Source organism: Phormidesmis priestleyi ULC007 (assembly GCF_003003695.1).
In the GTDB taxonomy this organism is placed as follows: domain Bacteria; phylum Cyanobacteriota; class Cyanobacteriia; order Leptolyngbyales; family Leptolyngbyaceae; genus Phormidesmis_A; species Phormidesmis_A priestleyi_A.
This window is the reverse complement of sequence record NZ_PVWG01000039.1, coordinates 21,644-45,450: the sequence shown is the minus strand read 5'-3', so window position 1 is coordinate 45,450 and position 23,807 is coordinate 21,644. Positions and strand designations below refer to the sequence as shown.

General features: G+C 48.4%; 19 protein-coding genes. 11 read left to right on the top strand and 8 right to left on the bottom strand.

Annotated elements, in window-relative coordinates; translation table 11 throughout:
* Positions 1-147: 147 nt before the first annotated feature.
* Positions 148-333 (top strand): hypothetical protein, encoded by a 186-nt coding sequence (locus C7B65_RS28520; protein WP_219898687.1) that lies wholly within the window; start codon positions 148-150, stop codon positions 331-333.
* Positions 318-554: a DUF2283 domain-containing protein gene (locus tag C7B65_RS21215; protein ID WP_073074600.1), complete on the top strand. Its 237-nt coding sequence runs from the start codon at positions 318-320 to the stop codon at positions 552-554. Before C7B65_RS28520 ends, C7B65_RS21215 begins: the two co-directional genes overlap by 16 nt.
* A gap of 25 nt (positions 555-579) precedes the next feature.
* Here C7B65_RS21215 and C7B65_RS21210 read toward each other — a convergent pair whose 3' ends face one another.
* Positions 580-1,929 carry a cobyrinic acid a,c-diamide synthase CobB gene (locus C7B65_RS21210; protein ID WP_342353015.1) on the bottom strand — a complete coding sequence of 450 codons (1,350 nt, stop codon included), beginning with the start codon at positions 1,927-1,929 and terminating at the stop codon, positions 580-582.
* 86 nt (positions 1,930-2,015) lie between these two features.
* Here C7B65_RS21210 and cobN point away from each other — a divergent pair, with 86 nt between their 5' ends.
* The 5 genes from cobN (at position 2,016) to C7B65_RS21185 (ending at position 9,540) form a co-directional block, all read left to right on the top strand.
* Positions 2,016-5,735: a cobaltochelatase subunit CobN gene (gene cobN, locus C7B65_RS21205; RefSeq protein WP_073074602.1), complete on the top strand. Its 3,720-nt coding sequence runs from the start codon at positions 2,016-2,018 to the stop codon at positions 5,733-5,735.
* The gene (locus tag C7B65_RS21200) at positions 5,732-6,472 is read left to right on the top strand and encodes a cobalt-precorrin-6A reductase (protein ID WP_073074603.1); all 741 of its coding nucleotides are present in this window, start codon (positions 5,732-5,734) and stop codon (positions 6,470-6,472) included. The genes cobN and C7B65_RS21200 overlap by 4 nt, the downstream gene beginning before the upstream one ends.
* A 308-nt stretch (positions 6,473-6,780) precedes the next feature.
* Positions 6,781-7,155, top strand: a complete 375-nt coding sequence (locus C7B65_RS21195) for a hypothetical protein (protein WP_073074604.1) — start codon at positions 6,781-6,783, stop codon at positions 7,153-7,155.
* A 431-nt stretch (positions 7,156-7,586) separates the two neighbouring features.
* Complete coding sequence (locus C7B65_RS21190; protein WP_073074605.1) at positions 7,587-8,012, top strand: hypothetical protein; 426 nt, start codon at positions 7,587-7,589, stop codon at positions 8,010-8,012.
* An 82-nt stretch (positions 8,013-8,094) separates the two neighbouring features.
* Entirely contained in the window at positions 8,095-9,540 is a 1,446-nt protein-coding gene (locus C7B65_RS21185) for a S1C family serine protease (RefSeq protein WP_073074606.1), read from the top strand.
* 88 nt (positions 9,541-9,628) lie between these two features.
* Here the strand turns inward: C7B65_RS21185 and C7B65_RS21180 are convergent, their stop codons facing one another.
* The 3 genes from C7B65_RS21180 to C7B65_RS21170 form a co-directional block, all read right to left on the bottom strand.
* Entirely contained in the window at positions 9,629-11,335 is a 1,707-nt protein-coding gene (locus C7B65_RS21180) for a ShlB/FhaC/HecB family hemolysin secretion/activation protein (RefSeq protein ID WP_073074607.1), read from the bottom strand.
* Positions 11,332-15,537 carry a two-partner secretion domain-containing protein gene (locus tag C7B65_RS21175; protein ID WP_073074608.1) on the bottom strand — a complete coding sequence of 1,402 codons (4,206 nt, stop codon included), beginning with the start codon at positions 15,535-15,537 and terminating at the stop codon, positions 11,332-11,334. The genes C7B65_RS21180 and C7B65_RS21175 overlap by 4 nt, the downstream gene beginning before the upstream one ends.
* Positions 15,538-15,682: 145 nt before the next feature.
* Positions 15,683-17,365 (bottom strand): S8 family serine peptidase, encoded by a 1,683-nt coding sequence (locus tag C7B65_RS21170; RefSeq protein ID WP_219898686.1) that lies wholly within the window; start codon positions 17,363-17,365, stop codon positions 15,683-15,685.
* 350 nt (positions 17,366-17,715) lie between these two features.
* On the opposite strand from C7B65_RS21170, the gene C7B65_RS21165 reads away from it, so the two are divergent.
* Positions 17,716-18,459: a DUF928 domain-containing protein gene (locus tag C7B65_RS21165; RefSeq protein ID WP_073074610.1), complete on the top strand. Its 744-nt coding sequence runs from the start codon at positions 17,716-17,718 to the stop codon at positions 18,457-18,459.
* A gap of 29 nt (positions 18,460-18,488) precedes the next feature.
* Here the strand turns inward: C7B65_RS21165 and C7B65_RS21160 are convergent, their stop codons facing one another.
* The gene (locus C7B65_RS21160) at positions 18,489-21,038 is read right to left on the bottom strand and encodes a CHAT domain-containing protein (RefSeq protein WP_219898685.1); all 2,550 of its coding nucleotides are present in this window, start codon (positions 21,036-21,038) and stop codon (positions 18,489-18,491) included.
* Here C7B65_RS21160 and C7B65_RS28515 point away from each other — a divergent pair.
* Complete coding sequence (locus tag C7B65_RS28515; RefSeq protein ID WP_219898684.1) at positions 21,027-21,173, top strand: hypothetical protein; 147 nt, start codon at positions 21,027-21,029, stop codon at positions 21,171-21,173. The genes C7B65_RS21160 and C7B65_RS28515 overlap by 12 nt on opposite strands.
* A 93-nt stretch (positions 21,174-21,266) precedes the next feature.
* Positions 21,267-21,935 carry a Uma2 family endonuclease gene (locus C7B65_RS21155; RefSeq protein WP_073074612.1) on the top strand — a complete coding sequence of 223 codons (669 nt, stop codon included), beginning with the start codon at positions 21,267-21,269 and terminating at the stop codon, positions 21,933-21,935.
* Here the strand turns inward: C7B65_RS21155 and C7B65_RS21150 are convergent.
* Entirely contained in the window at positions 21,932-22,495 is a 564-nt protein-coding gene (locus tag C7B65_RS21150; RefSeq protein ID WP_073074613.1) for a Uma2 family endonuclease, read from the bottom strand. The two genes, C7B65_RS21155 and C7B65_RS21150, sit on opposite strands and share 4 nt — an antisense overlap.
* A 23-nt stretch (positions 22,496-22,518) precedes the next feature.
* On the opposite strand from C7B65_RS21150, the gene C7B65_RS29370 reads away from it, so the two are divergent.
* A complete protein-coding gene (locus tag C7B65_RS29370; RefSeq protein WP_262983566.1) occupies positions 22,519-22,641 on the top strand; it encodes a hypothetical protein in 123 nt (40 codons plus the stop codon).
* A gap of 250 nt (positions 22,642-22,891) precedes the next feature.
* On the opposite strand, the gene C7B65_RS21145 is transcribed toward C7B65_RS29370, so the two are convergent.
* Together C7B65_RS21145 and C7B65_RS21140 are read right to left on the bottom strand one after the other, a co-directional pair.
* Positions 22,892-23,371 (bottom strand): ribonuclease toxin HepT-like protein, encoded by a 480-nt coding sequence (locus C7B65_RS21145; protein WP_073074614.1) that lies wholly within the window; start codon positions 23,369-23,371, stop codon positions 22,892-22,894.
* Positions 23,368-23,793 carry a nucleotidyltransferase family protein gene (locus tag C7B65_RS21140; RefSeq protein WP_219898683.1) on the bottom strand — a complete coding sequence of 142 codons (426 nt, stop codon included), beginning with the start codon at positions 23,791-23,793 and terminating at the stop codon, positions 23,368-23,370. Before C7B65_RS21140 ends, C7B65_RS21145 begins: the two co-directional genes overlap by 4 nt.
* Positions 23,794-23,807 lie beyond the last annotated feature (14 nt).

Here is a 23,807-nt window from a genome sequence, read left to right as displayed (position 1 = left end):
TCTTGCAGTCTTACACGTTTGATTTTCCCAAGTTGCGGCGCTATGGCTGATCTTACAACTCAAATAGGACTGCTATATTGCCGAAACTCACCCCGGCACTCTACCCGACTATTTAACTGAATTAGCTCGACTCTATTCGATCCTGATTTGGTTCGTTCCAGCGATCGCGATCCCAATGCTCTTCTCTTCTCCAAATGGTTTGAGAGTATTCGCACAGGACGCTATCTTGTAGTAGTAGTGGTCAATCAAACTGACCCAGAACGCCACTGGATTATTACAACCTACACTGCGCGTAAAATCACTGGAGGGCAAGTGCTATGGCAGAAAAACTAACCGTGCGCTACGACAAAATTGGCGATATTCTCTACTTCGACACTTGCCCTCCCTATCCTGAACAAGAATCCGAGGAACTAGGTGACGAAATCATCGCCCGCCTCAACCCCACCTCTGGAGCCGTCGAAAACCTTGAAATCCTTTTCTTTTCCACTCGCTGGGATACCCTCAACTTGCTAGAACTTCCCATCAGTGCTGCTTTACAACTTGTATGCCAATAACATCGGTTGTGGATTAGAACTATTCTTAATGACCCTCAAATTGTGAACACTGGTGTAAAAATCGCTTTAGAAACTCTGGCTGTGTGCCGAAGTGCAAATGAGTATAAGACGCATGAAGTTGATAACACTGCCAACCCTCTGACTTAAGGGGAATGCTAGAGTGATAACCCTCAAGATTAAAGAGCGGTTGATCAGATTCGTGAGTCAACGTCGATCGATGAAATTCATGACCCCACACCCGATCGCCTTTATTCATCATCGGGCTGTTTTGCATCACAGTGGCTTGTCGGTAACCTAACGTTAGCTTTTTTCCCATTTTTGCTGTTGTGGGTAAAATGCCGACCATTGAGTGAGATTGTCCGGCAAAATCAATAATTTGTTCGCACAAATACATTAAGCCGCCACATTCTGCATAGGTCGGCATATTAGACTGAATCGCCGCGTCAACTGCCTGACGAGCCGATTGATTAGCCGCAAGTTCGGCTGCAAACACTTCTGGAAAACCGCCCCCAAAATAGAGTCCCCGCACTCTTTCTGGCAATGCTGAGTCTGTTAAAGGACTCCAATAAACGAGTTCTGCACCCAGTTGTTCCAACAAATCTAAGTTGTCGGCATAGTAGAAATTAAACGCAGAATCGTAGGCGATCGCAACTCGAACTTTAGAGTTCAAAACTTGGATTTTAGACTCGCTTTTCTCTAAAGGCTGACATTTCAACAAGGGCAACAACTGCGACCAATCGAAGCAGGTTTCTCCTAAGTCAGCCAAGCGATCGAGCAATGGATTTAGATTCTCAAGCTCTGCGGTGGGCACTAAACCTAAGTGGCGATCGGGAATTGTAATCTCATCTTGACGACGCAAAACGCCTAAAATTGGCAAATTCAGCGGTTCTAAAGCGGCGGTGAGCAGTTCTAAATGGCGATCGCTGCCGACTCGATTAAGAACTACGCCAGCCACATTAACGCGAGGATCAAAGCTGCGATATCCGTGAGCGATCGCGGCGATCGATCGGGCCAAACTACTGCAATTTAAAATCAGCAAAACGGGCAGATTTAAGAGTCGGGCAATGTGAGCCGTGCTGCCAAAATCATCTGACCCACTGGCTCCATCAAACAGCCCCATCACCCCTTCGATTAAAGCGTAGTCTGCGGTTTGACTGTGTTGAGCAAAACACTGCTGCACATAAGCTTCTGAAGTCAAGACAGGATCGAGGTTTCGACAAGCCCGCTTAGTGACGTGGCGATGAAACATCGGATCGATATAATCAGGCCCAACTTTAAACGACTGCACAGCTTGACTGCGACGCTGCAACGCGGACAACAAGGCTAACGTCACGGTGGTTTTGCCCACACCGCTTCTTTCTCCGGCAATAATCATCCCCATACGTCAATCAGTCTACCTGTAAGATGGAGAAGCCTTTGGGCGATCGCACTTTCTCACTATAAACGCAATCTTCAACGCTTATGCACCGTCTCGCAACGATTCCTGGAGGATGGAACCCCGCCGCAGAGGGCGTGATTTTTGTCGAACAGCAGCCTGCGCCCATCGTGGTGATTACGGCGGCTGATACTGATATTCAAACGCTGGCGGCGGCGGCAAATCAGCTACCCGATGGGTTTGCGTCGCTGAGAGTGGTCAATCTGCTGCAACTTCAACAACAACTGACGATCGACACTTACGCCGAAGATGTCTTGAGTCAGGCGGAGGTGATTATCGTTCGGGTGATTGGGGGGCGATCGTATTGGAGTTATGGGTTAGAAGTTGTCGAAGAAACGGCAAAACAAACAGGCACAAAACTGATTATCTTGCCGGGAGATGAGCGACCTGACCCTAATTTAATGAGTCATTCAACGGTTTCGTTAACCGAAGTAAATCAGGTTTGGAAATACTTTTTAGAAGGCGGCGTTGATAATTATTGCAATCTCCTTAAATTCGTTTCAACCTATTTCTTAAATCAGACTTATGCGTTTAATTCGCCTCAACCCGTTCCGCGAATTGGCATTTATGGCGGACAGCAAAAAATAGCCGAATCAAGGGTTCACTCTGGAGTCGGAATTTTATTTTATCGCGCTCATTATCTGTCTGGAAACACAGCAGTGATTGATGCCATGTGCGATGCGTTGATTAAACGAAATCTTACCCCTGTCCCGATTTTTGTATCGTCGCTAAAAGAACCTGATGTGCAAAAAGAGTTGCTGAACTATTGCGATCGCGGCATTGGGTTGCTCTTCAATACCACCAGTTTTTCGCTTGCCCGATTAGAGTCAGAAACGCCGCAAGTCGAACTTTGGGAAATGCTGAATGTTCCTGTGTTTCAGGTGATTTTTAGTGGCGGAACTCAAGAGCAATGGACATCAGGTTTTCAGGGCTTATCGCCTAAAGATATAGCGATGAATGTTGCTTTACCAGAAGTGGATGGGAGAATTATTACGAGAGCCGTTTCGTTTAAAGCAGTTCAAACTCAAAACCCATTATTGCAAACTGATGTTGTTGGTTATGAGCCTGTTTTATCCCGAATTGAGTTTGTTTCAGAGTTAGCGGCTAATTGGATCAAGCTGCGTCAAACTCCACCAAACGATCGTAAAGTTGCGCTAATTTTGGCAAATTATCCGACTCGTGACGGGCGATTAGCAAATGGTGTTGGTTTAGACACTCCTGCAAGCTGCATCGAGATTCTCAAAGCATTAAAACTGGCTGGATATCATGTAGAAAATATTCCAGAAAGTGACAAAGAATTGATTAAATTACTAACCACTGGAGTCACCAATGATCCTGAAGGTTGGACGTTGAGAAATGTTCGGCAATCTCTGACAGTAGAAGACTATCAATCTCAGTTTGACCAGTTGCCGATCGCAGTTCAAAAAGGCATTCAAACTCGATGGGGTTTGCCTGAAGAAATCACGGCATTTCCGATTCCAGGAATTCAGCTCGGCAATGTATTTGTGGGTGTGCAGCCTGCGCGAGGCTACGATCGTGACCCTTCTCTCAACTATCACGCGCCCGATTTAGAACCGCCGCACAATTATCTAGCGTTTTATCACTGGATTCGGTCTCAGTTTGGAGCCAACGCGATCGTTCACGTCGGCAAGCACGGCAACTTAGAATGGCTTCCTGGAAAAAGCGTGGCGCTCTCTGAGGAGTGCTATCCCGAAGCGGTTTTTGGGGCGATGCCTCATTTATATCCCTTCATTGTCAACGATCCGGGCGAAGGGGCACAGGCAAAACGCCGCACTCAAGCCGTGATCATCGACCACTTAACGCCACCGATGACGCGGGCTGAACTCTATGGCAATTTGCACCAAGTCGAAGGATTAATCGACGAATATTATGAGGCGCAAACCTTAGATCCATCGCGATTGAAATTGATTAGCGATCGGCTTTCTCAACTGATCATTCAAGAAAATCTCCATCAAGATTTAGGCATCGAAAATTTGGCGTTAAATGAGTCGAGTCTAGCAAGTTTTCTCAAGACGGCAGATGGCTATCTCTGTGAGCTAAAAGAATCTCAGATTCGCGATGGTTTGCACATTTTGGGGCAGTGTCCTCAAAATCGACAATTAAGAGATTTGATCGTCGCGATCGCTCGCAACCCCAGCGCTAATCGATTAGGTTTAACCCGCGCGATCGCTCAAGATTGGCAACTAGAATTAGATCCGCTCACTGCTGATTTAGGTGAGTTGGTTCACGAGAAAAACTATTCCAAAATCGATCACTGTCGAATTATTGGCGACGTTGTAGAAGTCATTGAAGAGTTTGCCGCAGATCTGATCACTCAACTGATACAGAGTGATGAATTTTCAGATATTGGAGCAGAGACGATTCGAGAATTAGACTGGATTCGCGATCGCCTACTTCCAGCGTTGCAAAAAACGGATCAAGAGATTCTCAATCTTCTCAAAGGACTCAACGGACAGTATGTGCCAAGCGGCGCATCTGGGGCACCGACTCGCGGCAGACCCGAAGTGTTGCCCACCGGACGCAATTTTTACTCAGTGGATATTCGCGCCATCCCCACCGAAACCGCGTGGGAGATTGGCAGAAAAGCCGCCGAAGCATTAGTCGAGCGATACACCCAGGAGAACGGCGACTATCCCAAAACATTAGGCTTATCGGTTTGGGGCACCTCAACCATGCGAACGGGTGGAGACGACATTGCAGAAGCGTTAGCTTTATTAGGAGTCAAACCCTTGTGGGATGGTGTCTCTCGTCGAGTCGTCGATTTTGAGATTTTGCCCCTCTCAGCGATCGGTCGTCCGCGTGTCGATGTGACGCTACGAATCTCTGGTTTCTTTCGCGATGCTTTTCCCAATCTGATTGATTTATTTGATAGTGCAGTTACAGCCGTTGCACAACTCGATGAATCTGATGATGAAAATCCGTTATCAGCTCAAGCAACGCAAGAACAAACGTATTGGGAATCGCAAGGATTAACATCAGAAGACGCAAAAGCGCGATCGCTCTATCGCATTTTTGGCTCAAAACCCAGCGCTTATGGAGCCGGATTGCAAGGCGTAATTGAGTCACAAAACTGGACAGATGAGAATGACTTAGCGCAAGCCTATATTAACTGGAGTGCCTACGCCTACACCCGCAAATCAAACGGGACATCAGCCCCCGAAGCGTTTAATCAACGCCTCAACACGATGCAAATTGTCCTGCAAAATCAAGATAACCGAGAACATGATTTACTCGACTCTGATGATTATTATCAATTTCAGGGAGGGTTGACAGCCGCCGTTAAATCGATCTCTGGCAAACAGCCCGACGTTTATTTCGGTGATAATTCGCGTCCTGATCAGCCTAAAGTTCGTCAGCTATCAGAAGAAATCAGCCGCGTGTATCGCGCTAGAGTCGTTAATCCCAAATGGATTGCGGGTATGATGCGGCACGGCTATAAAGGTGCTTTTGAAATGGCAGCGACGATCGACTATCTATTCGCCTACGATGCGACAACAAACTGTGTTCAAGATTTTATGTATCAGGGCATTGCGGAAACCTATTTATTTGATCCCTCGGTGCAGGAATTTATTCAGGAAAATAACCCCTGGGCAATGCGAGACATGTCAGAGCGATTATTAGAAGCACATCAGCGTGGATTATGGGAAAATGCATCAAAAGAAACGCTAAACCGATTGCAAAACTTATCACTTGAGGCAGAAGGAATTATCGAAAATCAGCTATGAAACGAGTCCTAATTCTGGGCGGAACAGGTGACGCTGCTGCACTCGCGGCTAAAGCGTCTCAGATTCCTGACGTTGAAATTATCACATCACTCGCCGGACGCACTCAAAACCCAACGGAGATCGCCGGGTCAGTTCGAGTCGGCGGATTTGGCGGCGCAACTGGCTTAAGCGACTACTTGCGCGATCGCAAAATCGACTACCTGATCGATGCGACTCATCCCTTCGCGGCTCAAATTTCTCACAACGCCGCGATCGCCACCCGTGACGTGAGCATTCCTCACCTGATGCTCGTCCGCCCTGCGTGGGAAAAGATGCCTGACGATCGCTGGATTGAAGTCGAGAGTGTTGAAGCGGCAGCCCTTGCCCTCGAACAGACTGCCAAACGTGTGTTTCTGACGATCGGGCGACAACAACTCGCGCCTTTTGCACGATTGCATGATGTTTGGTTTTTGATGCGATCGATTGATCCACCATCACCTGGTACAGCCATTCCCAATGGAATCACAGTCCTCGATCGTGCGCCCTTTACGATCGCACAAGAAAAACAACTGATGCTCGATCACACCATTGATACGATCGTCAGCAAAAACAGTGGTGGCAATGCAACCTACGCAAAAATTGTTGCTGCGCGAGAATTAGAGATTCCGATCGTCATGGTGCAGCGATCGCCCACTCCACCCGTTGAGCAAGTTGCCGATGTCGAGGGTGCGATCGGTTGGTTGCTCGATCGTCTTTAGATGAGAGGGAATAGATCTAAGGCTTCTGTACTCGACTTCGTTACAAGTATTGGAGTGTTGTTCAAAGTTGCTCGTTGAGTGTTCATTCGGTAGACTTCCTGCATAAATACTCCGCCCTCACCCTAGCTCTCTCCCCAAGGAGAGGGAACAAGAGAGTTCTGGCTCCCTTGAGGAGAAGGATTGACGAGGGCTTCGCCCCACTTCGTGAGGAGGGCTATCCGGATTTATGCAGGAGGTCTATTCATTTCAAGTAATCGAATCCAAAAATAGTTAATATTTATACAACATCAGCGTAATTGATTAAGACAATGGGCGTTCAGCTATTTCCAGCATTACAGGACTATGACAAATATCATTTCTGGGAACCTTCGCTGCGCCAAGTTGATTGGAAGTCAGTGCCGCACCACCTTGAAGAACTCGATACTCTAGCTGCAAAATTAGGGATTGAGTCGCTCTATCGTTTTATAAACACAACTCGCGATGATACTCCGTTTGACGACGAAACGATGGATGGATTTGAGAGTGATGGCGAGTTGATTGATGAGGCTTGGTATTACCAGGGACAAATGTTGTGGAGTGTAGAGCTAAAGTGGTTCGATCCAGGTCAAGGTTTAATTACAGTGCGTCATCTAATCAGTTATTTGCATTCTGTTCAAGGTGAATTGGAAATAAATCAGCTCTAGATCAGGATGAGAATGAGATTGGGGAAGATGATTATGCAGGAGTGGTTTATGAGTTGGAAGAAATGGAAAAAATCTTGAGTCAGGCGCAGCGAGAAAATAAGTCGTTTAGGTTATGTATATCAGGTTGAATCCGTCTCCCCATTTTCTACATGAGCGGCATTGCTGTTTTGTGCAACCAGTCTGCCATTTTTTGTCAAGCAAGTTGGTAGAAAAGGTCTGTAATTCTCCTCAATGGATGCCCTACTCTTAAATCAAGCGAACAAGCAACAGATAAACGCTCAGACACAGACTACTGATTGCTTGTAGCTCTCAAAGTTTATTTCTAATTCAATTCTCGATTCATCCCAAGCTGGTATTAGCAACTGCGGATTATTCTGTCGCGCTGATGCCGTGCAGCCTGAATTACTTCAACACCCAAGGAGTTATATCTCATGGCACTGCAACCTGTTTCTCAGAAAAAATCTCGATCGGTTCAACTAGCAGTCTCTGGATTTCTAGTCATTCAAGCCACGATCGTCACCACAACAATCAGTACTTTTGTTTCAACAAGTTCGGGCTGGATGTCGGCAAGCGCTCAGGAAACACAACCCTCTGTTCCTGTGCCTGGAACGGTCAGCACCTCTGCTGCTGATTTAAGACCCACCCTTGCGGCTTTCGGGTCAACTCTAAAGGTTGATTGCTTGTTGGCAGAAGAAATGGGAGTACGACTGGAACACTGTAGTAGCTTTGGCCCCACAACGCCGATTACTCTCAATCCAGAGTCTCTCAAAAAAGTCGAAGACGCAATTAATGAGGGTAGGACTCGTTTGCTGCCACCAAGCAATGGGATGGTTCACATTCCGCTGATGCAGTGGTAGATCTGCAAATTTTCCGCTAGATAACTAACTGTCCAATCTTGCTTTCTATTGCTAATTTTTTCCAACTTACAGGAGTACTATCATGACACTGCAATTCTTTCCTCGATCGTCTAAGCTGGTTCGCTTTGCAATTACTGGGCTGATGGCAACTCAAGCGGCGATCGCGACTACGGTCATCAGCGAATTCACTCTCACGACACCCGGTATTGATTCAACTCGCGCAGCTCTGGCAAAAAGTGAGCGTCTGTCTGGACAAGATATCTATCGCAAAGCTGCACCCGCAGTTGTGTATATAGAAACTGAGCAAGGCACAGGTAGTGGTGTCATCATTGATGCAAATGGCTTGATTGTGACGAATGCACATGTTGTAGAAGGCGCACAACAGGTAGCAGTCGAACTGGCGGACGGGCGCAAGTTTATGGCCCAGGTAGTCTCACAGGGAACACCTGGTTGCGTAGATCTGGCGGTGTTAAAAATTCAAGCAACTAAGCTACCAACCATAAATTTTGCGGCAGCGAGTTCCGTAGAGAAAGGACAGGAGGTTTTTGCAATCGGTTACCCGAAAGGTACGAAACCCTCTTCGATTACGCGAGGTGGTGTCAGTAATGTCTCTATTGATCAAGGCAGGATTGACACGGATGTAACGCTGAACCCTGGTAACTCTGGCGGAGCGCTACTCAACGATCGTGGGGAACTTTTGGGCATCAATACGGGCGGACGTAGGGATGCGACAGGAATGAACTTTGCAATCGCAGCGAACAAAGTGCAGGCATTGGTGCAAGCATTAAAGCAAGGTTTGTCTCCTATTCTTGGACAGTACGTGAGTCTTACCACGTCATCGAGTCATGATTTAGCAGCAAAACTATTGCTCAATGGTGCAGTGAACAACGGCACTCTTCAGAAAAGCGACAATTTAATGTGTGGTGATAAGAGCCGAGCCGACCTCTACACCTTTAAGGGTGATGCTGATCAACCTGTCAAGATTAGTATGACCAGTTCGCAAATCGGCTCCTATTTGGTACTGCTAGGACCGAATGGGGAAGTCGTGGCTGAACGTCAGAGTAAAGAGCGCGGTGGCACGGCGACAATGTTGGCGAAATTACCAGTAGCCGGAACCTACACCGTGATCGCCAACGCATTACATCCAGAGCAGCTTGGAGCTTATCAACTGCAAGCAACCGTTCCTTTGCTTTTTGAGCAAGGACGCTTAACTCGCACCAGTCCCCAATTGCAAGATGGCTCCCCTTACAGTAGCTATCGATTTACAGGGCAGGCAAACCAAACTATCGCGCTTACCTTATACCAGTTCGACTTCGACCCGTACCTGATTCTGCTGGATTCTGAGGGCAAGAAGGTTGTTGAAGGAAAAGCTGATCGCCAGTCTAAGGTTGACATCAAACTTCCTCGAAATGGCTCTTACACGCTGATTGTCAGCACGGTAAATCCGAACGATCGAGGTCGATTTTTGCTCTCCATCCAACCGTCCGAGGAAACCGCATCACCTAATGCAGTCTCTCAGAATCGCTAAGTCTAACAATTGAATGAAATGGCGGGGCAGTCCTTTATAGCTGCCCTGTTTGCGTTAACTGAGCCAGCATTCACCCACAGGAACTAAATTAGAAGGGTTGGTAGCGCAGGGAGAAATAAATGCCGCTGTCCTGCAATGAATTACCCGACTGGTCGATCGACACCAGTGGAATGCCATAGTCTACGCGCACATCAAAGCCTGGACTGATTAGCCAGCGCAATCCTACACCAAGACTAGCGATCGTTTGTGGGTCAGGATTGACCCCACGATTATTCCAGCCACTACCCACTTCAACAAAAGGCGTGAGTTGTAGAATACTCGGATTGTTCGTCAGGGGAATCCGCAGTTCTAGCGAACCCACTACGCCATTATCGGATACAAGTTGGTTTTGTCGATAGCCGCGCACTGTATCAACTCCACCCAGGCTAAAGCGCTCTAAAGATAGCAGAGAGTCAGGGGTTAGTTGCGCCGCGAGTCGGCTAATCAACACTACTCTGGGAGACACCTGCTGCACCCACTGAAACTGCCCCAGCCACGAGAAAAAGCGCCCATCAGTGCCAATATCGTTAATCGTGGCATCAAAGGCATTGATGCCAAAACTGAACTGCGATCGCGCTGCTAAAACACGAGTGCTGCCGCGATTTGTCCAATCTTGAAAAAAGCGAATGACTGTGACCTTCGACTCGCCGTTGTCCGGCCCTTCGGAAAACGAGAATGGAATATCATCTAAAATAAAGGTCTGACTGCGCCGCAGATCGAGTCCGACACCCAGGGCGAACTCACTGCGAGGCGATCGCTGCACAGGTTGACGAACACTAAAAGAAAGGGTACGAGTTTTACTGCGAATCCCCAGGTCTTGAAACGGTTCTTCAATAATCTCGCTGGCGTTGTTGCCATAGCTGATGCTGGCAGTGCCATTGAGGGAATTGAAAGGCACCGTGTAGCTAAAATTGTAGAGGTCGAGCGCTTCGGTTCTACTATAGTTGGCGGTGAGACGATCGCCGAAACCCAGCAGATTGTCGTGAGAGGCGAAGACACTGCCAGACACTTCGCCGATGCTGGGAGATTGATCATTCGCGATCGCAACCCCTGCATGAAACGGCGGTGCTTCTCGCAAGCTGACGCGCAATCGATTGCGACCGGGGGCAGTGCCTGCTGTCAGTTCTGCATTGACTTGAGCAATGAGTGGATCAAGCTGCAACAGTTGCAGAGCTTCTTCAAGCGGTCGGCGATTGAGAGGGGGTTTGGTTGCCCGCTCTAAGCGACTCCGCACGTAGCGATCGCGTAACCGAGTTAAGCCACTAATCTCAATCTGCTCCAGTTCACCTTCAACAACTTTAATCCGAACAATGCCTTGATCTAATGCCTGATTGTTCAGCAAAAATGCGCCGGAGGTAATGTAACCTGCATCGGTATAGAGTTGAGTAATCTTGGCGCGGAGGTTTAGGATATCTTCAAATGTTGCCTTTTTGCCCTCATACTGTTTTACCAGAGCAGTAATCTCGCGCTGCAAAACCGTGTTCCCAGAAACTTCTACTTTTTTGATGAAAAATTGCTCTCCCTGGGACACTGATGGCTCAGGCGGGGATGGCGTAGCGGGAATGGTTAAGCGCGGTGGCGGAGTAGAGGTAGGTGGCGGCAGGGGACTAGGCGACTCGGACGGGGTTGGAATGGTTTGCTCAAGCCGTTGGGGGGCGTTGGGCGGAATTGTCACACCCGCAGGCGGTGGGGATTGGGCTGTGGCGATCGCCGCCCCATTAAAAAAGAGCGCCAGTGTGAACACGATCGTCTTCATTGCTCACACTCCCGACTCATAACCAGTTTCCCGTTGGCTAATCGGTAAACGCCTTGAGGTTCAACGATCGGGTCGCCGATTTTCCAGGGGTGATCGGTTTGGCTTTGGGGTTGGGGGAGCGATCGGACTTCCCCAGTTGGAAATGATGAGGGTGGTGGATCGCCGGGACGGATGGGTAAGCCGCCGGAGCCTGTTATGAGAAAGGTGCCATTTGAGGTGCGATCGCGACTGCGGACAATGCAGCTATTGGCAAGCAGCGTAGAGGGATCGACTAGATTGTCTGACAGTTGGGTGAGGCTATTTTGAATGAAGGTGGTGTCGGGGATAGTGATGATGCCAGAAACCGTGCCGCTGGCGTTGACATCGACCCGGTTGTTGCCATCTAATGTGCGCGGATCAGTACCAGGAGGAGCCGGACGATAGTTCTGCCCGAAGAAAGCGGCTGTATTAAGAGTGATGTTGCCACCCTTGCCATCACGGGCAAATGACAGGATGTCGCTGTCATTGAAGGCGAGGATGGAGTCAGCAGTCAGAGTGATGTTGCCCCCACCGCCTGCACCACTATTAACAAAGGTGGTGATGTCGCTGTTGCCTTTCAGTCGAATGTCTTTGGCTGTAATCTCGATCGCTCCCCCGGAAGATTGAGCAGCGCTAGTTGAGATTGTTCCATCGTTAGCTTGTAAGGGTCCCCGGACATTCAGAAAGATATTACCTGCATTGCCGCTTTGGCTCGTAAACAGTCCACTGCTTTGGCTTGTGATCAGCCCACCATTCGTCAAAGTGATCGAATTTGCTTGAATTCCTATATTCCCTGCATTTCCTAAAGCCATAGTTCTAGCAGAAACTTCTGCACCATCTTTGACAATTAACTGATCTGTACGAATTGCTATATTGCCTGCATTTGTGAGACTTGTTGCCTCAGCCGAAAGATTACTCGCGATCGTCAACTGCCCTAGCCCAAACGGATCATTGGCTAGCGATGTAAATCCTTGTCCGCTAATGACGATAGAATCTGTAGCCGTCACATTCAAATCGCCTCCTCGTCCTCCCAAAACTGAGGAGGTTGCTACAGTGGCACCATCACGAATGATTAAGCGCTTCGTTGTCAAATTTAATTGACCTGCATCGCCAGTTGAGAGCAAAGAACTACTTATTAACCCACTCGGCGCGTCACTGACCTCGATCAGGTCGGCTTTAACATTCAATATACCTGCCTGCCCACCCTGCTGTACGCGAAATTCATCGTTGTCTCTTGAAGTACTAGTCGAGACCTCCGCGCCACCGCGAATTGATAATTGTCCAGTATTAATAGTCAAGTTACCAGCATTCCCAATTCCATTTGTTTTTGCTGATAAACTACTGATGTTTCCTTCAGTGTTCTTCCCTATAACCTCGACAGTTTCCGGCGCATTGATAATTAAGTCACCAGCACGTCCTGCAAAGTTGTAGGTGTTGGTTGATACTCTAGCACCATCGCGAATACTCAAGCGCCCAGTCGTGATCGTTAATTTTCCGCCCAATGCTGGCTCAACACCGCCTGGAACCTCAAGAAGCCTTCCGGTTTCAGCAACTATGCTACTGCGAAAAACATCACCCTCTGCATTCTTCAAACTGCCGCTCACTTCTACAAATTGAGGCGCATTGATAGTTACGTTTCCACCGCGTCCCTGCCCTGATATTGCAAAGGTTGAGGCAGAAATAGTGCCTCCGTCTTGAACACGAAGTCGATTAGTCGTAACCGAGATGTCGCCAGCATCTCCACCACCATATGTTCCGGTAAACAGACCACTGGGTGCCCCACTTCTGTATAAGCCTGTTACTTTGACTGATTCGCTGGTGTTGACTGTTAAAGTTCCCCCTCGCCCTGTACCAAAGGAGCCAGCCGTAATTTGTCCACCACCTTCAAGCAAAACATTATTTGCTTTAATCGTGACATTACCACCTGATCCGGAACCTCCCTGAACCTGAGATTGAATAGCGCCTTGATCGCGAACAATCAGATTTCCGTTGTCAACTATCACACTGACATTGCCAGCCGCACCTGAATTATAGGTATCGGATGAAATTTTACTGTATATGTTTGAGTTACTTGGCACACTTCCACTGACTTCAACTAGCTCCGAGGCGTGAATGTTTACACTTCCTCCATTTCCTTTACCGTCCGGAAGCAAGTCAGCACCTGCATTTGCCCTAATCTGTGCTCCGTCTAGAACACTGATTCGTCTGGCATCGATCGTAATATTTCCAGCCTTACTATCTCCAGTTGTATCTGCTCCAATATCTCCGCCTGTAAACCGCCTACCATTTATTGTGAGATCATTCCCGATAAGTGATAGTTCTCCAGTTTTGATGTCGATGTTGCCAGCATTTCCTGAAGATCCAGGGAATACAAAAGTTCCAATGTTTCCCCCATCATTACGAACTGAGTCATTCATCTGAATGAAAATATTACCTGCGTTTTGGTTGCCTTGGGTAGGATTTGTGATCTGTGAAAACGAATACATCAGCAGGCGATCGCCCTGAATTCGGATATCGCCTCCACCTTGTGTGATCACAGAAGCAAAAAGATCAAGCGAAATTTCCTTTGCATCTAGATTGATATCGCCACTTCTGCCAGTGCTAGTAGAAGAGAGGAGGGAAGCAGCAGGATCAAGCGAAATACTCTCACCCGCTGTCAGTTTAATACTCCCTGCGTTGCCAAAGTCAGAAGAAGAGTCTATTGAAGCTCCTTCTCTTAGAAAAATTATGCCTCGTGAGTCAATAACAACTGAACTACCATTTCCTCCAAAGCCCTGTGCATCAATTCCTTGCACAGGCGAAGCAATTCCTGCTCTAGTTACTCCTCTTCCGGTGATGACAACACCTGCACTTGACAGCAATGTGTTCGGCTGATATTGATTCGTTAGAAAGACTAATCCATTGGGTGGAATGATATTGACTTGCCCTAAAACGATTCCTGAATCAAAAGGCTCAGAATCGAAATCTCCACCACCAGGAAAAGTTCCAGACCCAATGATAGCTATTCCTCCTGGAATAGTGACACCTGATAAATCAATACCTGCTCGGATATCTAAGGTCGGGCGCGCAGTACCATCGATTGGCAATACCGTTCCATCCGATAAATTAACATTCTCTATGAGTGCCGTCGAATTAGTATCTGCACCTGTGATTTCGATCGTTCCTGGAATATACACAAATCCGCCAGCCAGAATATGCAGCGAAGCTCCAATATAGTTATTGAGAAATAGGTTTCCAGCTACGAGGATGATTGGATCGTTAGGACTATACAAATTACCTAAACCGCCATCTATCTTCTCAATGCGGAAATTGCCACCACTGTAGTAATGAGCATCTCCCCCAACTTGATTAGCCGATCGCAGCACCATATCCCCACCCGAAAACACCCCGCTATCAGGATGATTCAGCGCAAAAATATCCACAGATCGATCGCCCTGCACCAACAACTGCCCACTCGCCGCCGCAATAAATGGATTGGTAACACTATCCCGAATGCGAAGCGTATCTTGAGCGTGTAGCGTTAAATTGCCGCCCGATCGTACCTGTCCCTGCAACTCTAAATTGTCAGCCGATAGTGTTAGATCGCGTCCCGCAGTTAAGTTTCCAGAGTTCTGAATTGTTCTCGGTTGCTGCACCTGTTGATCAAAAAACAACGCTCCCGGCGCAATCGCCAGCAAATTACTGCTCTCTGGTTGTGTCGCACTAAAAAAGCCCTGGTTTCCCAGAGCGATCGCGTTAGCCGTTGTTGCCGTAAACGAACCTGTGACATCTAAACTGGCATTGGAACCAAACACAATGCCATTCGGGTTGAGCAAAAACAGATTGGCATTACCTAACACACCGAGTCTACCTAAGATTTCAGAGCGACTGTTGCCCGTTACGCGGCTCAAAATATTCTCAACGCCTGCTGGATTTGCGAAATATGCGCCTCGCCCCTCGCCAATGTTGAACTGCTGGAAACTATGGAAGAGATTGCTGCCGCGAATCGCACCGCCATCAATGCGATCGCTAGGCAACCCTCGAATCACCGTATTGGGCGTAACGATCGAGCTTTCAGCACCCAGAGAGGCATCTGGTACGATTTCCCCAACCGCGTGATCGTTCACGCCGATAGCGATCGTGCCCAGCACACCTAACCAACCCATTAAACCAAGCCAACATCGAGCGATCGCATACGTCTTCATGGCAGGAGCAGTTAAAATTTTCTACGAAAACTTTTCTGCAAAGATAAAAATTACAGATTAATCTACCATTAGAGATTCAGACTGCCAAGTATCACTTAACACTTCGTTAATTTTGAATTCCGCTCGTCTCAACCTTCAAAATCGCCTATGCGGCCCCAGCAGCGATCGCCAGCGCCCGTCGCACAGCCGTATCTGCATTCACAAATCCGTTGCCATACACCAAATCTCGACCCGTCGCTCCTAAATCATAGGCAGTTTGAGACAGAATTGATTGCACCTGATTTGCGCTCAGGTAAGGATTGGCACTCCAAACCAGCGAAGCAACCCCCGCCACGTTGGGTGTCGCTGCCGAGGTGCCATTAAACTCAGAGTCAAAATCAAAACTCACATCGTAAGTGGAATCGATCGCACGAGTTGACAGCACTTCAGACGGGCCCATCAGTGTCAGTCCCACCCCATAGTTAGACCCCCACCAGCCTGGATAAGAAATTCGAGAACCGGGAGCTTTAGGAATGCCATTTTTGTCCTCAGTGCCCCAAGATGCACCGACCGCAATCACGTTCGCATAGCGGCTTGCTAAAGACGCAGGATTAGAAATGCCATACTGTCCGTCATTCCCGGCGGCGATCACAAACAGCGCGTTGGATTGGTTTTGGGCAACCAGTTGTTCAAAATCAGGCTCAATGTCTCCACCCCCCAGACTCATGTTAATCACAAGCCGTTGCCCCTGGCTGTTAGCGTAATCGATCAGCACTTTGGTTGCTTGGGCAAGCGAAAGATCGCCAGGATTGTTGTCTAGCACGTCCAGATTTGCGACGGTCGAATTCCAATTGATGCCGCTGATGCCGATGCCATTGTTAGAGGCAGCAGCAATCACACCCTGCACTTCAGTTCCGTGGGAGGTTGATTGAATCCTCTGTTCACCTGGAACATTGCGGAAAAAGTCATCCTTAGAGTTGTCCCCATAGAGAAGAGTATTGTCGCTGCGGAGGTCGGAATGAATGTTGCCAGCCGCCGTCATACCCAAGCCCGTGTCTTCAATCCCAATCATCACGTTAGTTGACCCGGTCGTGAACCGCCACGCATTCTGAACGCCCATCATGTGCAGGTTCCACTGTTGACTAAATCCTGGATCGTTGGGAGTAACAGAGAGACTTAGCGTTGTGTCAGCAAAGCTAATTTGGTCGATTCCTTCAAACAAAATCTGACTGCCGTTGCTGAAATTAAGCGTATCAAACACTCGTGTGCCATTGCCAGGGTTAAACAGAATGCCACCACGGGTCGCCGTTGCCAAATTGAAATCGACACTACTTGACAAAACTCCAGATAAATCGATGACATCCCGTCCACCTCTGCCAAACTCAACGTTGCCATTGCCAGAAAACACGTTGTATTGAATTCCTGAAAGCACCGTGAAGGTATCGGCTCCCAGTGTTCCACCTACTAGTTGAATCTTCGGTTGAGTCGTTTGAGCGATCGTTGAATCGATCGCGTCTCTCGTCGCAAATAACCCTGGCGTTGCTGGCTGATTAAACGTGCCAGTTGCTAACCCCGTCAACTCATCCTGATAGTTCCAGGCGAACTGATCCAGACCGAAGAAATCTGTCGTCGTCTGCATTATATCGGTTGAGGTCAGCCGATTGGTATCGCTAATGGTGTCAATACTTCGGTCATCTAGTGCAATCAAACTGCTGCTGGTGCGAGGCGAAAAATTAAAGGGATCTTGCAAGCCATTGGTTTGTGTTGCGATCGAGGTAAGGGCTGCTGAATGGGTGAAGTTAGACCGATCGGTTAAAGCCGTGCAGGTCGAGCCGTCAAATCTGTTCATAATTGTTACCCCATTAACGCTGTTGACTCCCATAGTAGGAAAATGCGTTGATAGATCCATGAACGCTTTGTGCCAATCTGATTGCAGTATTTTGACAAGTTGATGGCACGATCGAGCAGCTAAATTTGCCGAAAACTGCGATCGAGCCAACTCCAAAAAACACTATCCAAAGAAACACTGAAGATTTGACGATCGATCGGCAACAATTGTTAAGCTATTCGACAAAGGAAATTGCCAGCTTGGGTGACTCGGTTTGCAGAATCCTGCATCAATTTTGACCCTTAACGGTCTCGTCAGGTCGATCGTTTCTCAGTAGTCTAGAAGTAATTTATCTCCCCCAACAAACCGATATGACTCTGCATTCACACCCTAAAACTCTAAAATTCCTGTTCAGTTGCAATTTGATTGTCTGCCTCACGATCTCTTCTGTCGCTTTTGCTGCTTACACGCCCAAAAATCCTTCTCGACCTTCGACTGCGACTGGCACCACGGGTGTGAGAACAGCCTGTGGCGAAGCGGCAAAAGGGATGCTGACTGCCCTGGCACCCCTAGGGCATGTAGGGCAAACGATCGCAACACACCCAACGTTTGCTTGGTATATACCCGACACTCGGTCATATCCGATCAGGTTTAGCCTCTACAGCTATGGCAGCAATGGAAAGCCTATTCTGCAGCATCGGAATCTGTTAGAAAGAGCAGAAGACACTAAGGGCATCCGGATATATACGTTACCGAAAGACCAGACTAGTTTAATTGCCGGACAGAAGTATCTTTGGCAAGTGGAGATCTTGTGTGCTTTCAATGACCCTTCTAAAAACAAAATGGCGGTGGCAGAAGTTGAGGTTGTAGCGATGCCAACCCTGTTGCAGTCGTCTTTAGCAAGAACCTCCGACCGCACGAAACGAGCCAATTTGTATGCTGAATCTGGCTTCTGGTACGATGCTCTCGCTGAAGCGTTAGAAGACGATAAAGCGAAGCTGTCCAGCATCGCGCTATTGAAGGACTTGATCAAACTAGAAGCACCGAATTCTTTAGAAGCGGTACAGAAGCAGAGCGATCGACTCAAGCAAGTGATAGAGCTTGAACAGCAGTAGAGGCTCAGTTTGATGGCGCAAACGGTTGCTCATTGCCAATTTCCGACGAGCACAAACGGAGACCAATAGGCAGGATGCGAGAACTGCGGGTTTTTCAACGATTTCTCAATCAACGCTTTTTGGGCTAGTTGAAGCGCTTGAGCTTTAGTGAGGTTGGCATCGCGCAGATTGGCATAAAACTCTGTAGCCACTTCTGCTGTTGCAGCATCGTCGATTGACCATAGGGAAGCGAGTGCACTCCGTGCCCCAGCCTGAATGGCTACGCCAGCAAGCCCTAAAGACGAGCGATCGTCTCCCACGGCTGTTTCGCAAGCAGTCAGAGTCAACAGTTCTAGCGGTTCGCGATTACGCGTTGTGCCTCGAATCACGTGATCGAGTTCGTTCAGCGTCAATTTTTGACTGTTGCCCGTCACAATAAACGTATCGTCTGGATCGGTGCCAAACTTGCCATGCGTCGCTAAATGAATCATGGGATAGACTGTCTGACTCAGTTCTTTTTGCATCCCAATGGAAGTGAACGCTTCATCGAGCAATTGTTTACTGCCAGGAATCTTGCCTTCAACGCCTGCGAGTTCTGTGCGGACATTGGGTAATGCCGGAAACGTTTGATTATCGACGATCGCTTCCTTGGTTAAGCCGAGGGCAAGGACTCGCAAATGGCTGCGATTAAAAGGCTTGGTATCGGTCAAACTGAGGCTAGGCGTAGTGGCAATGGCATATTGCTGAATCAGAAATTGTCTGCCATCATGCAAGGCTGCCATTGGTATGCTGCGTAAAATACCATCTTGCACAAATACTAACGTTTTGATTTGCGCCTGCTCTAGGTCATCAGCGAAAGGGCGAATCAGCCAATTGTAAACTTGCTGTGCGGGTTGGGGATTATAGCCCTCGAAGTCCCCGTAGCTTTGCAGCCCTCGACGGAAGACGTTGATTTGGTCAATTAAATCTTGTCGCTTGATGTTGTATAAAGCAAACTTCTTCTGACCATCTGGCAGGCTGAGAATGATTGCTGTTTGATTCTCCAAAATAACTGTATTGATCACAGCAGCAGAACGATCGCTCACTGCATCTTGGCTACCAGAATTTAGGGCAACAACCACACAATCATTGCCAAAATAGTTTTGCAGTTCCGCCAGTTTGAGCGAGTCGATCGTGCCTAAAATCGCTTTAAAGTTCTGGTTACTTTTAGTCGAATTGTTGGCTTTTGTTTGAATTGAAACGGGTGTCTCCTGCTGTAATTTGAGAGACACCAATTCGCGGTAAATCGGCTCGATCGTTTCGCGGAAATCGAACTGAAGATCTCGGTTTGCTGACAAGATATCGCTGCGGATCGTTTCTAGAGTAGCGATCGATCGTTGATAGGCAGCGATCGCTTCCGCATTACGTCCCTGTGCTTTCAAAATGCGTCCAGTCTGCCACTCCCAAAGAAACAGACTATCTTTTGCCTTCAGGTCTTGATCGGCGGCAAGTCGAGCCTGCTGCGTTAGCTGGAGTGCTTGCGCCATGTCTCCGCGACAGGTTTGGAGGTGTCCCAATTCTCCTAGCGCAAACGATTCGGCGCGGCGATCTTGTAGTCGTTGAGCAGTTGTCACCGCCTGCCGAAGGAGTGATTCAGCCTGGGGCAACAGATTTGATTGCAGACAGTCAATACGAGAAAGGGGTTGCTCGATCGTTACTGGCTGCTGTAATCGAGCTAAATCAATTGCGGCATACACGCGATCGCGTCTGTCGGGCAATTGGGTGAGCAGAGCCGTTGCTTGTTGAAGAACAGTTGTTGCTGATGCGTTGGCGCTAGTGCGGTAGTAGGCAGGAATCGCACTGATCAGCGATCGCAGTTCACTCGCTAAGTTCTTTTGACTCTGAGCGAGTTCCAAACTTTCTTGGAGATATTGCAGTGCCTGACTGTCATCCTTCAATCCAATTTGTTTAAATCTCTGAGCTTCGGGTTCGTCGCTACGCTGGTTAGCAGACTCAGCACGACGATAGCTAACCTGTGCGAGACTGCTGTAGGCGTTACCCAAATTGTTGAGGGCAGCCATCCGATAAGCAGGATTGGTTGTCAACTTCAAGCCTGACTGAAGCAGCACGATCGCCGTTTGGTAATCACCCCGCAGTCGATAGGCATCTCCCAAACTGCCTAATGCAGCCGCCTCTCCGGTGTTGTCAGTTACAGTACGGGCAAGTTGCAGGGCACTCTCCGGCAAGCAAGATAGATTGTTGCTGATCTGAAGTCGGTTAGACTCTTGTCCACACAGCAGCGCGATCGCTTTTCTCGATTGTCCTAAGCTGCTGTAGACTTGTGCTTGCTCAGTCAGGCTGCGTTCTAAAAACTGGAGGTTTCGGGTCTGACGATAATGGTTAGTGACTTGCTCCCACTGAGCGATCGCGGCATCGCTTTGCCCAAGTTGTTGCTGTGCCCGCGCTAAGTTTTCTCGGATGATCACAGCATTCGTCGGATTATTTTGATCCGTTTTTAGAGCCGTTTGCCAGAGTTCAATGGCGGTTTTATAATCGCCTGCCTGATAGAGATCGACTCCCTGCTGCACGAGTTGCGCGAGACTAACAGATTGAGCCGTCACGACACGACTCAGGCAAAAACACAGAACTACACTGCTAATAAACAATCCGAGCAGGTGAAAAACACGGGGGCGAGTGAGCATTGGGACTCCACGATCGCAGGGCTAAATTTATTTGTTGAGCAGATTGTAACCTGAATTTTCAGTTCACTCTAGTGCTAATAACAACTTGTAAAAGATTGGATACAGAAAGAACGCTGTAGAATATGACTAACGACTTGAAGATAAGCTATGACGACGGAACGACTAATCAAGCTACCTCCCCTGGAAAGCGGCGATCGCCTTACCCGCACTGAATTTGAGCGTCGTTACGCTGCTATGCCTGACCCCAAAAAAGTAGAATTGATTGAAGGAGTCGTTTACGTGGCATCCCCATTACGCGCCAAAGCACACGGCAAACCCCACGGCGACATCATGGGTTGGCTCTGGACTTATAAAACAGCGACTCCGGGCGTGGAACTCTACGATAATCCTACCGTTCGTCTGGATGCCGATAACGAACCTCAGCCCGATGCCGTCTTGCGTTTAGAACAGGGCGGACAATCTCGGATTAGCGAGGACGATTATATTGAAGGCGCACCCGAACTGATCGTCGAAGTTGCTGCCAGTAGCGCTTCCTACGATCTGCACGACAAGCTTCGAGTTTATCGGCGCAACGGTGTGCAGGAATATATTGTTTGGCGCACCTACAGTCAGCAGATTGATTGGTTTTATCTCAAAGCTGGAGAATACAAATCTTTAGCCGCCAATGCATTGGGTATCTTCCGCAGCCAGCGATTTCCGGGCTTGTGGTTGGCAGGCGATCGCCTCTTGTCAGGCGACATGGCAGCGGTGCTACAAGCTCTTCAGCAAGGAATTGCCAGCCCTGAACACCAGACGTTTGTAGAGGCTCTGCACTAGCGGAAAAACTCGGCAACCGCGCAGCTAAAACCTGGAAGAATAGGAGAGGTCAGCGTATCTTGGGGAAACAGCGTAGAGACGAGCCGCAAGAAAGCATCCTGACGACGATAAACTTCTAATTGCTGCGTGCGCCAGTCGAGAATCCAATACTCTTGTACTCCGCGTTCTGCATAAAGCTTTAGTTTGGTTTCGCGATCGCGGCGCTCATTTTGCGTCCCTGGAGATAGCACCTCAACGATCAGTTCTGGAGCAATGGTGAAATGACCTTCCTGATCGACTCCCGCCGCTAGTCGATCGTGACTAATCCAGACCACATCTGGAATCACATTGTCCGCATCATCAAAAATGACACCGGGTGTCGCTACCGTTTCCCCCAATTGACTTGCTTCCGCCCAAGTATCCAAAATTCTGGAAGCTTTGACGATCGCTTTCTGATGTTTCCAGTGAGGAGCGCGAGTCATGAGCAAATGTCCATCAATAATTTCGTAGCGACTGCTGCTCTCTGGCAGTAACTTTAAGTCCTCGGTTGTCCAATAAACCCGATCGGAGGCTGAAGTCATGGGGCGCAATGGAGGTGCAGTGGATGTTGCTTCTATGGTACTCGATCGCTCAATCCTCCACAGACCTCAAGAAAATCCTGCCGATTTCAGTTTTTGCAGAGATCATCCTTCACAATACTCCGGTAGTGGTCTGGACGTGTTGTTAAATTCTATAGAAAGCCTACCTAGTAAAACATCTGGTTCATCCAGCAACATCTCTGAAACATCACCCGACTCTCGAACAGCAGCATTACAACTCTTTCTTTGCTAACCTCTGGCGGCAATATTGACATCGCGGCTAAGTCTATTCGTCTTTCAAGTAGTCGAACCCCAAGGCATCTATCGGCTCTCCAACGGCAAGCTCGTCATGAGTCGCGAGTGTCCTTGATTACGGGCAAGAATGAATGGCGGATGGATTCACTCAACATCAACTTGCTCTAGAAAATCACAAAAACGGTGTAGATCTCTGGCAAGACTGGCATAACAGTGGGGTAAAGCATTCACCAATTCCCGCAATCGACCTGGCTCTAAATTGAACGTGTAGATGTTCCTGACCACATGGCGAAACCCTCGGTAAATATCTAGGCAATTGCGCGTGTCGCGATCGATCACCGCGGGGCGGCGCTCCAAAATCTCGGATGCCATCTGGATCAACAAGGCCCGATGCCAATCTGCACGGCTGGGAATTGAGCCATCAATTTCTCTGGCAATTTCCTCAAACAATCGTTCAGCACCTGCATAAAATCCGTGCAGGTTAAGGGCTACACCATCTAGATAGTCCTCATCGTTTTGCTGTTGGGCTTTTGCCAGCAAATGTTGTGTGCGGGTCACCACTTGCTCAATATCAACTAGTTCGGTGCGAATCCGAGCTGCCAAAATTGTTCCAGGGATGCTCATAGCACAACACTCTCGTGTTCAATAGCAGCTCGAATTTTGGGTTTAGCGCGTTCCACTTCCACTAGGTCAATAGGAAGGCTGGGATCTAAATCCAGCAAGCGGGACACGGCTTGATAATAAAGGTCTTGATCCAAACCCCAAACGGCGATATCTAGATCAGAGCGTTCGTGTACCCGATCGCGGGAGAGCATCGAACCAAAAATGGCAACCTGTTGTGCCCCAAATTGCTGCTTCAGAATTTGAGCCGCTTGTCTCGCCACCTCCCAAGCCCGTTGGTGCTTTGATCGCAATTGCTGTACCCGCTCTTGGGCAAGCCGCTGTGCCGTTGCCCGATAGACAGCCATTTGTGCTTCGGTAATGGGTTTGAGCATAGTTCTCAGTAATGGCGCGATCGTGCCATTGCTCCAGCATAGTTCTGCCAAACTCCATTGTACGT

What these genes read in the sequence shown, in the direction of transcription:
- C7B65_RS21215 (WP_073074600.1), top strand. Translation starts at nt 318, where the DNA reads ATGGCAGAAAAACTAACCGTGCGCTACGACAAAATTGGCGATATTCTC.
- C7B65_RS21210 (WP_342353015.1), bottom strand. Translation starts at nt 1,929, where the DNA reads ATGATTATTGCCGGAGAAAGAAGCGGTGTGGGCAAAACCACCGTGACG.
- cobN (WP_073074602.1), top strand. Translation starts at nt 2,016, where the DNA reads ATGCACCGTCTCGCAACGATTCCTGGAGGATGGAACCCCGCCGCAGAG.
- C7B65_RS21200 (WP_073074603.1), top strand. Translation starts at nt 5,732, where the DNA reads ATGAAACGAGTCCTAATTCTGGGCGGAACAGGTGACGCTGCTGCACTC.
- C7B65_RS21195 (WP_073074604.1), top strand. Translation starts at nt 6,781, where the DNA reads ATGGGCGTTCAGCTATTTCCAGCATTACAGGACTATGACAAATATCAT.
- C7B65_RS21190 (WP_073074605.1), top strand. Translation starts at nt 7,587, where the DNA reads ATGGCACTGCAACCTGTTTCTCAGAAAAAATCTCGATCGGTTCAACTA.
- C7B65_RS21185 (WP_073074606.1), top strand. Translation starts at nt 8,095, where the DNA reads ATGACACTGCAATTCTTTCCTCGATCGTCTAAGCTGGTTCGCTTTGCA.
- C7B65_RS21180 (WP_073074607.1), bottom strand. Translation starts at nt 11,335, where the DNA reads ATGAAGACGATCGTGTTCACACTGGCGCTCTTTTTTAATGGGGCGGCG.
- C7B65_RS21175 (WP_073074608.1), bottom strand. Translation starts at nt 15,537, where the DNA reads ATGAAGACGTATGCGATCGCTCGATGTTGGCTTGGTTTAATGGGTTGG.
- C7B65_RS21170 (WP_219898686.1), bottom strand. Translation starts at nt 17,365, where the DNA reads ATGAACAGATTTGACGGCTCGACCTGCACGGCTTTAACCGATCGGTCT.
- C7B65_RS21165 (WP_073074610.1), top strand. Translation starts at nt 17,716, where the DNA reads ATGACTCTGCATTCACACCCTAAAACTCTAAAATTCCTGTTCAGTTGC.
- C7B65_RS21155 (WP_073074612.1), top strand. Translation starts at nt 21,267, where the DNA reads ATGACGACGGAACGACTAATCAAGCTACCTCCCCTGGAAAGCGGCGAT.
- C7B65_RS21150 (WP_073074613.1), bottom strand. Translation starts at nt 22,495, where the DNA reads ATGACTTCAGCCTCCGATCGGGTTTATTGGACAACCGAGGACTTAAAG.
- C7B65_RS29370 (WP_262983566.1), top strand. Translation starts at nt 22,519, where the DNA reads ATGTTGCTTCTATGGTACTCGATCGCTCAATCCTCCACAGACCTCAAG.
- C7B65_RS21145 (WP_073074614.1), bottom strand. Translation starts at nt 23,371, where the DNA reads ATGAGCATCCCTGGAACAATTTTGGCAGCTCGGATTCGCACCGAACTA.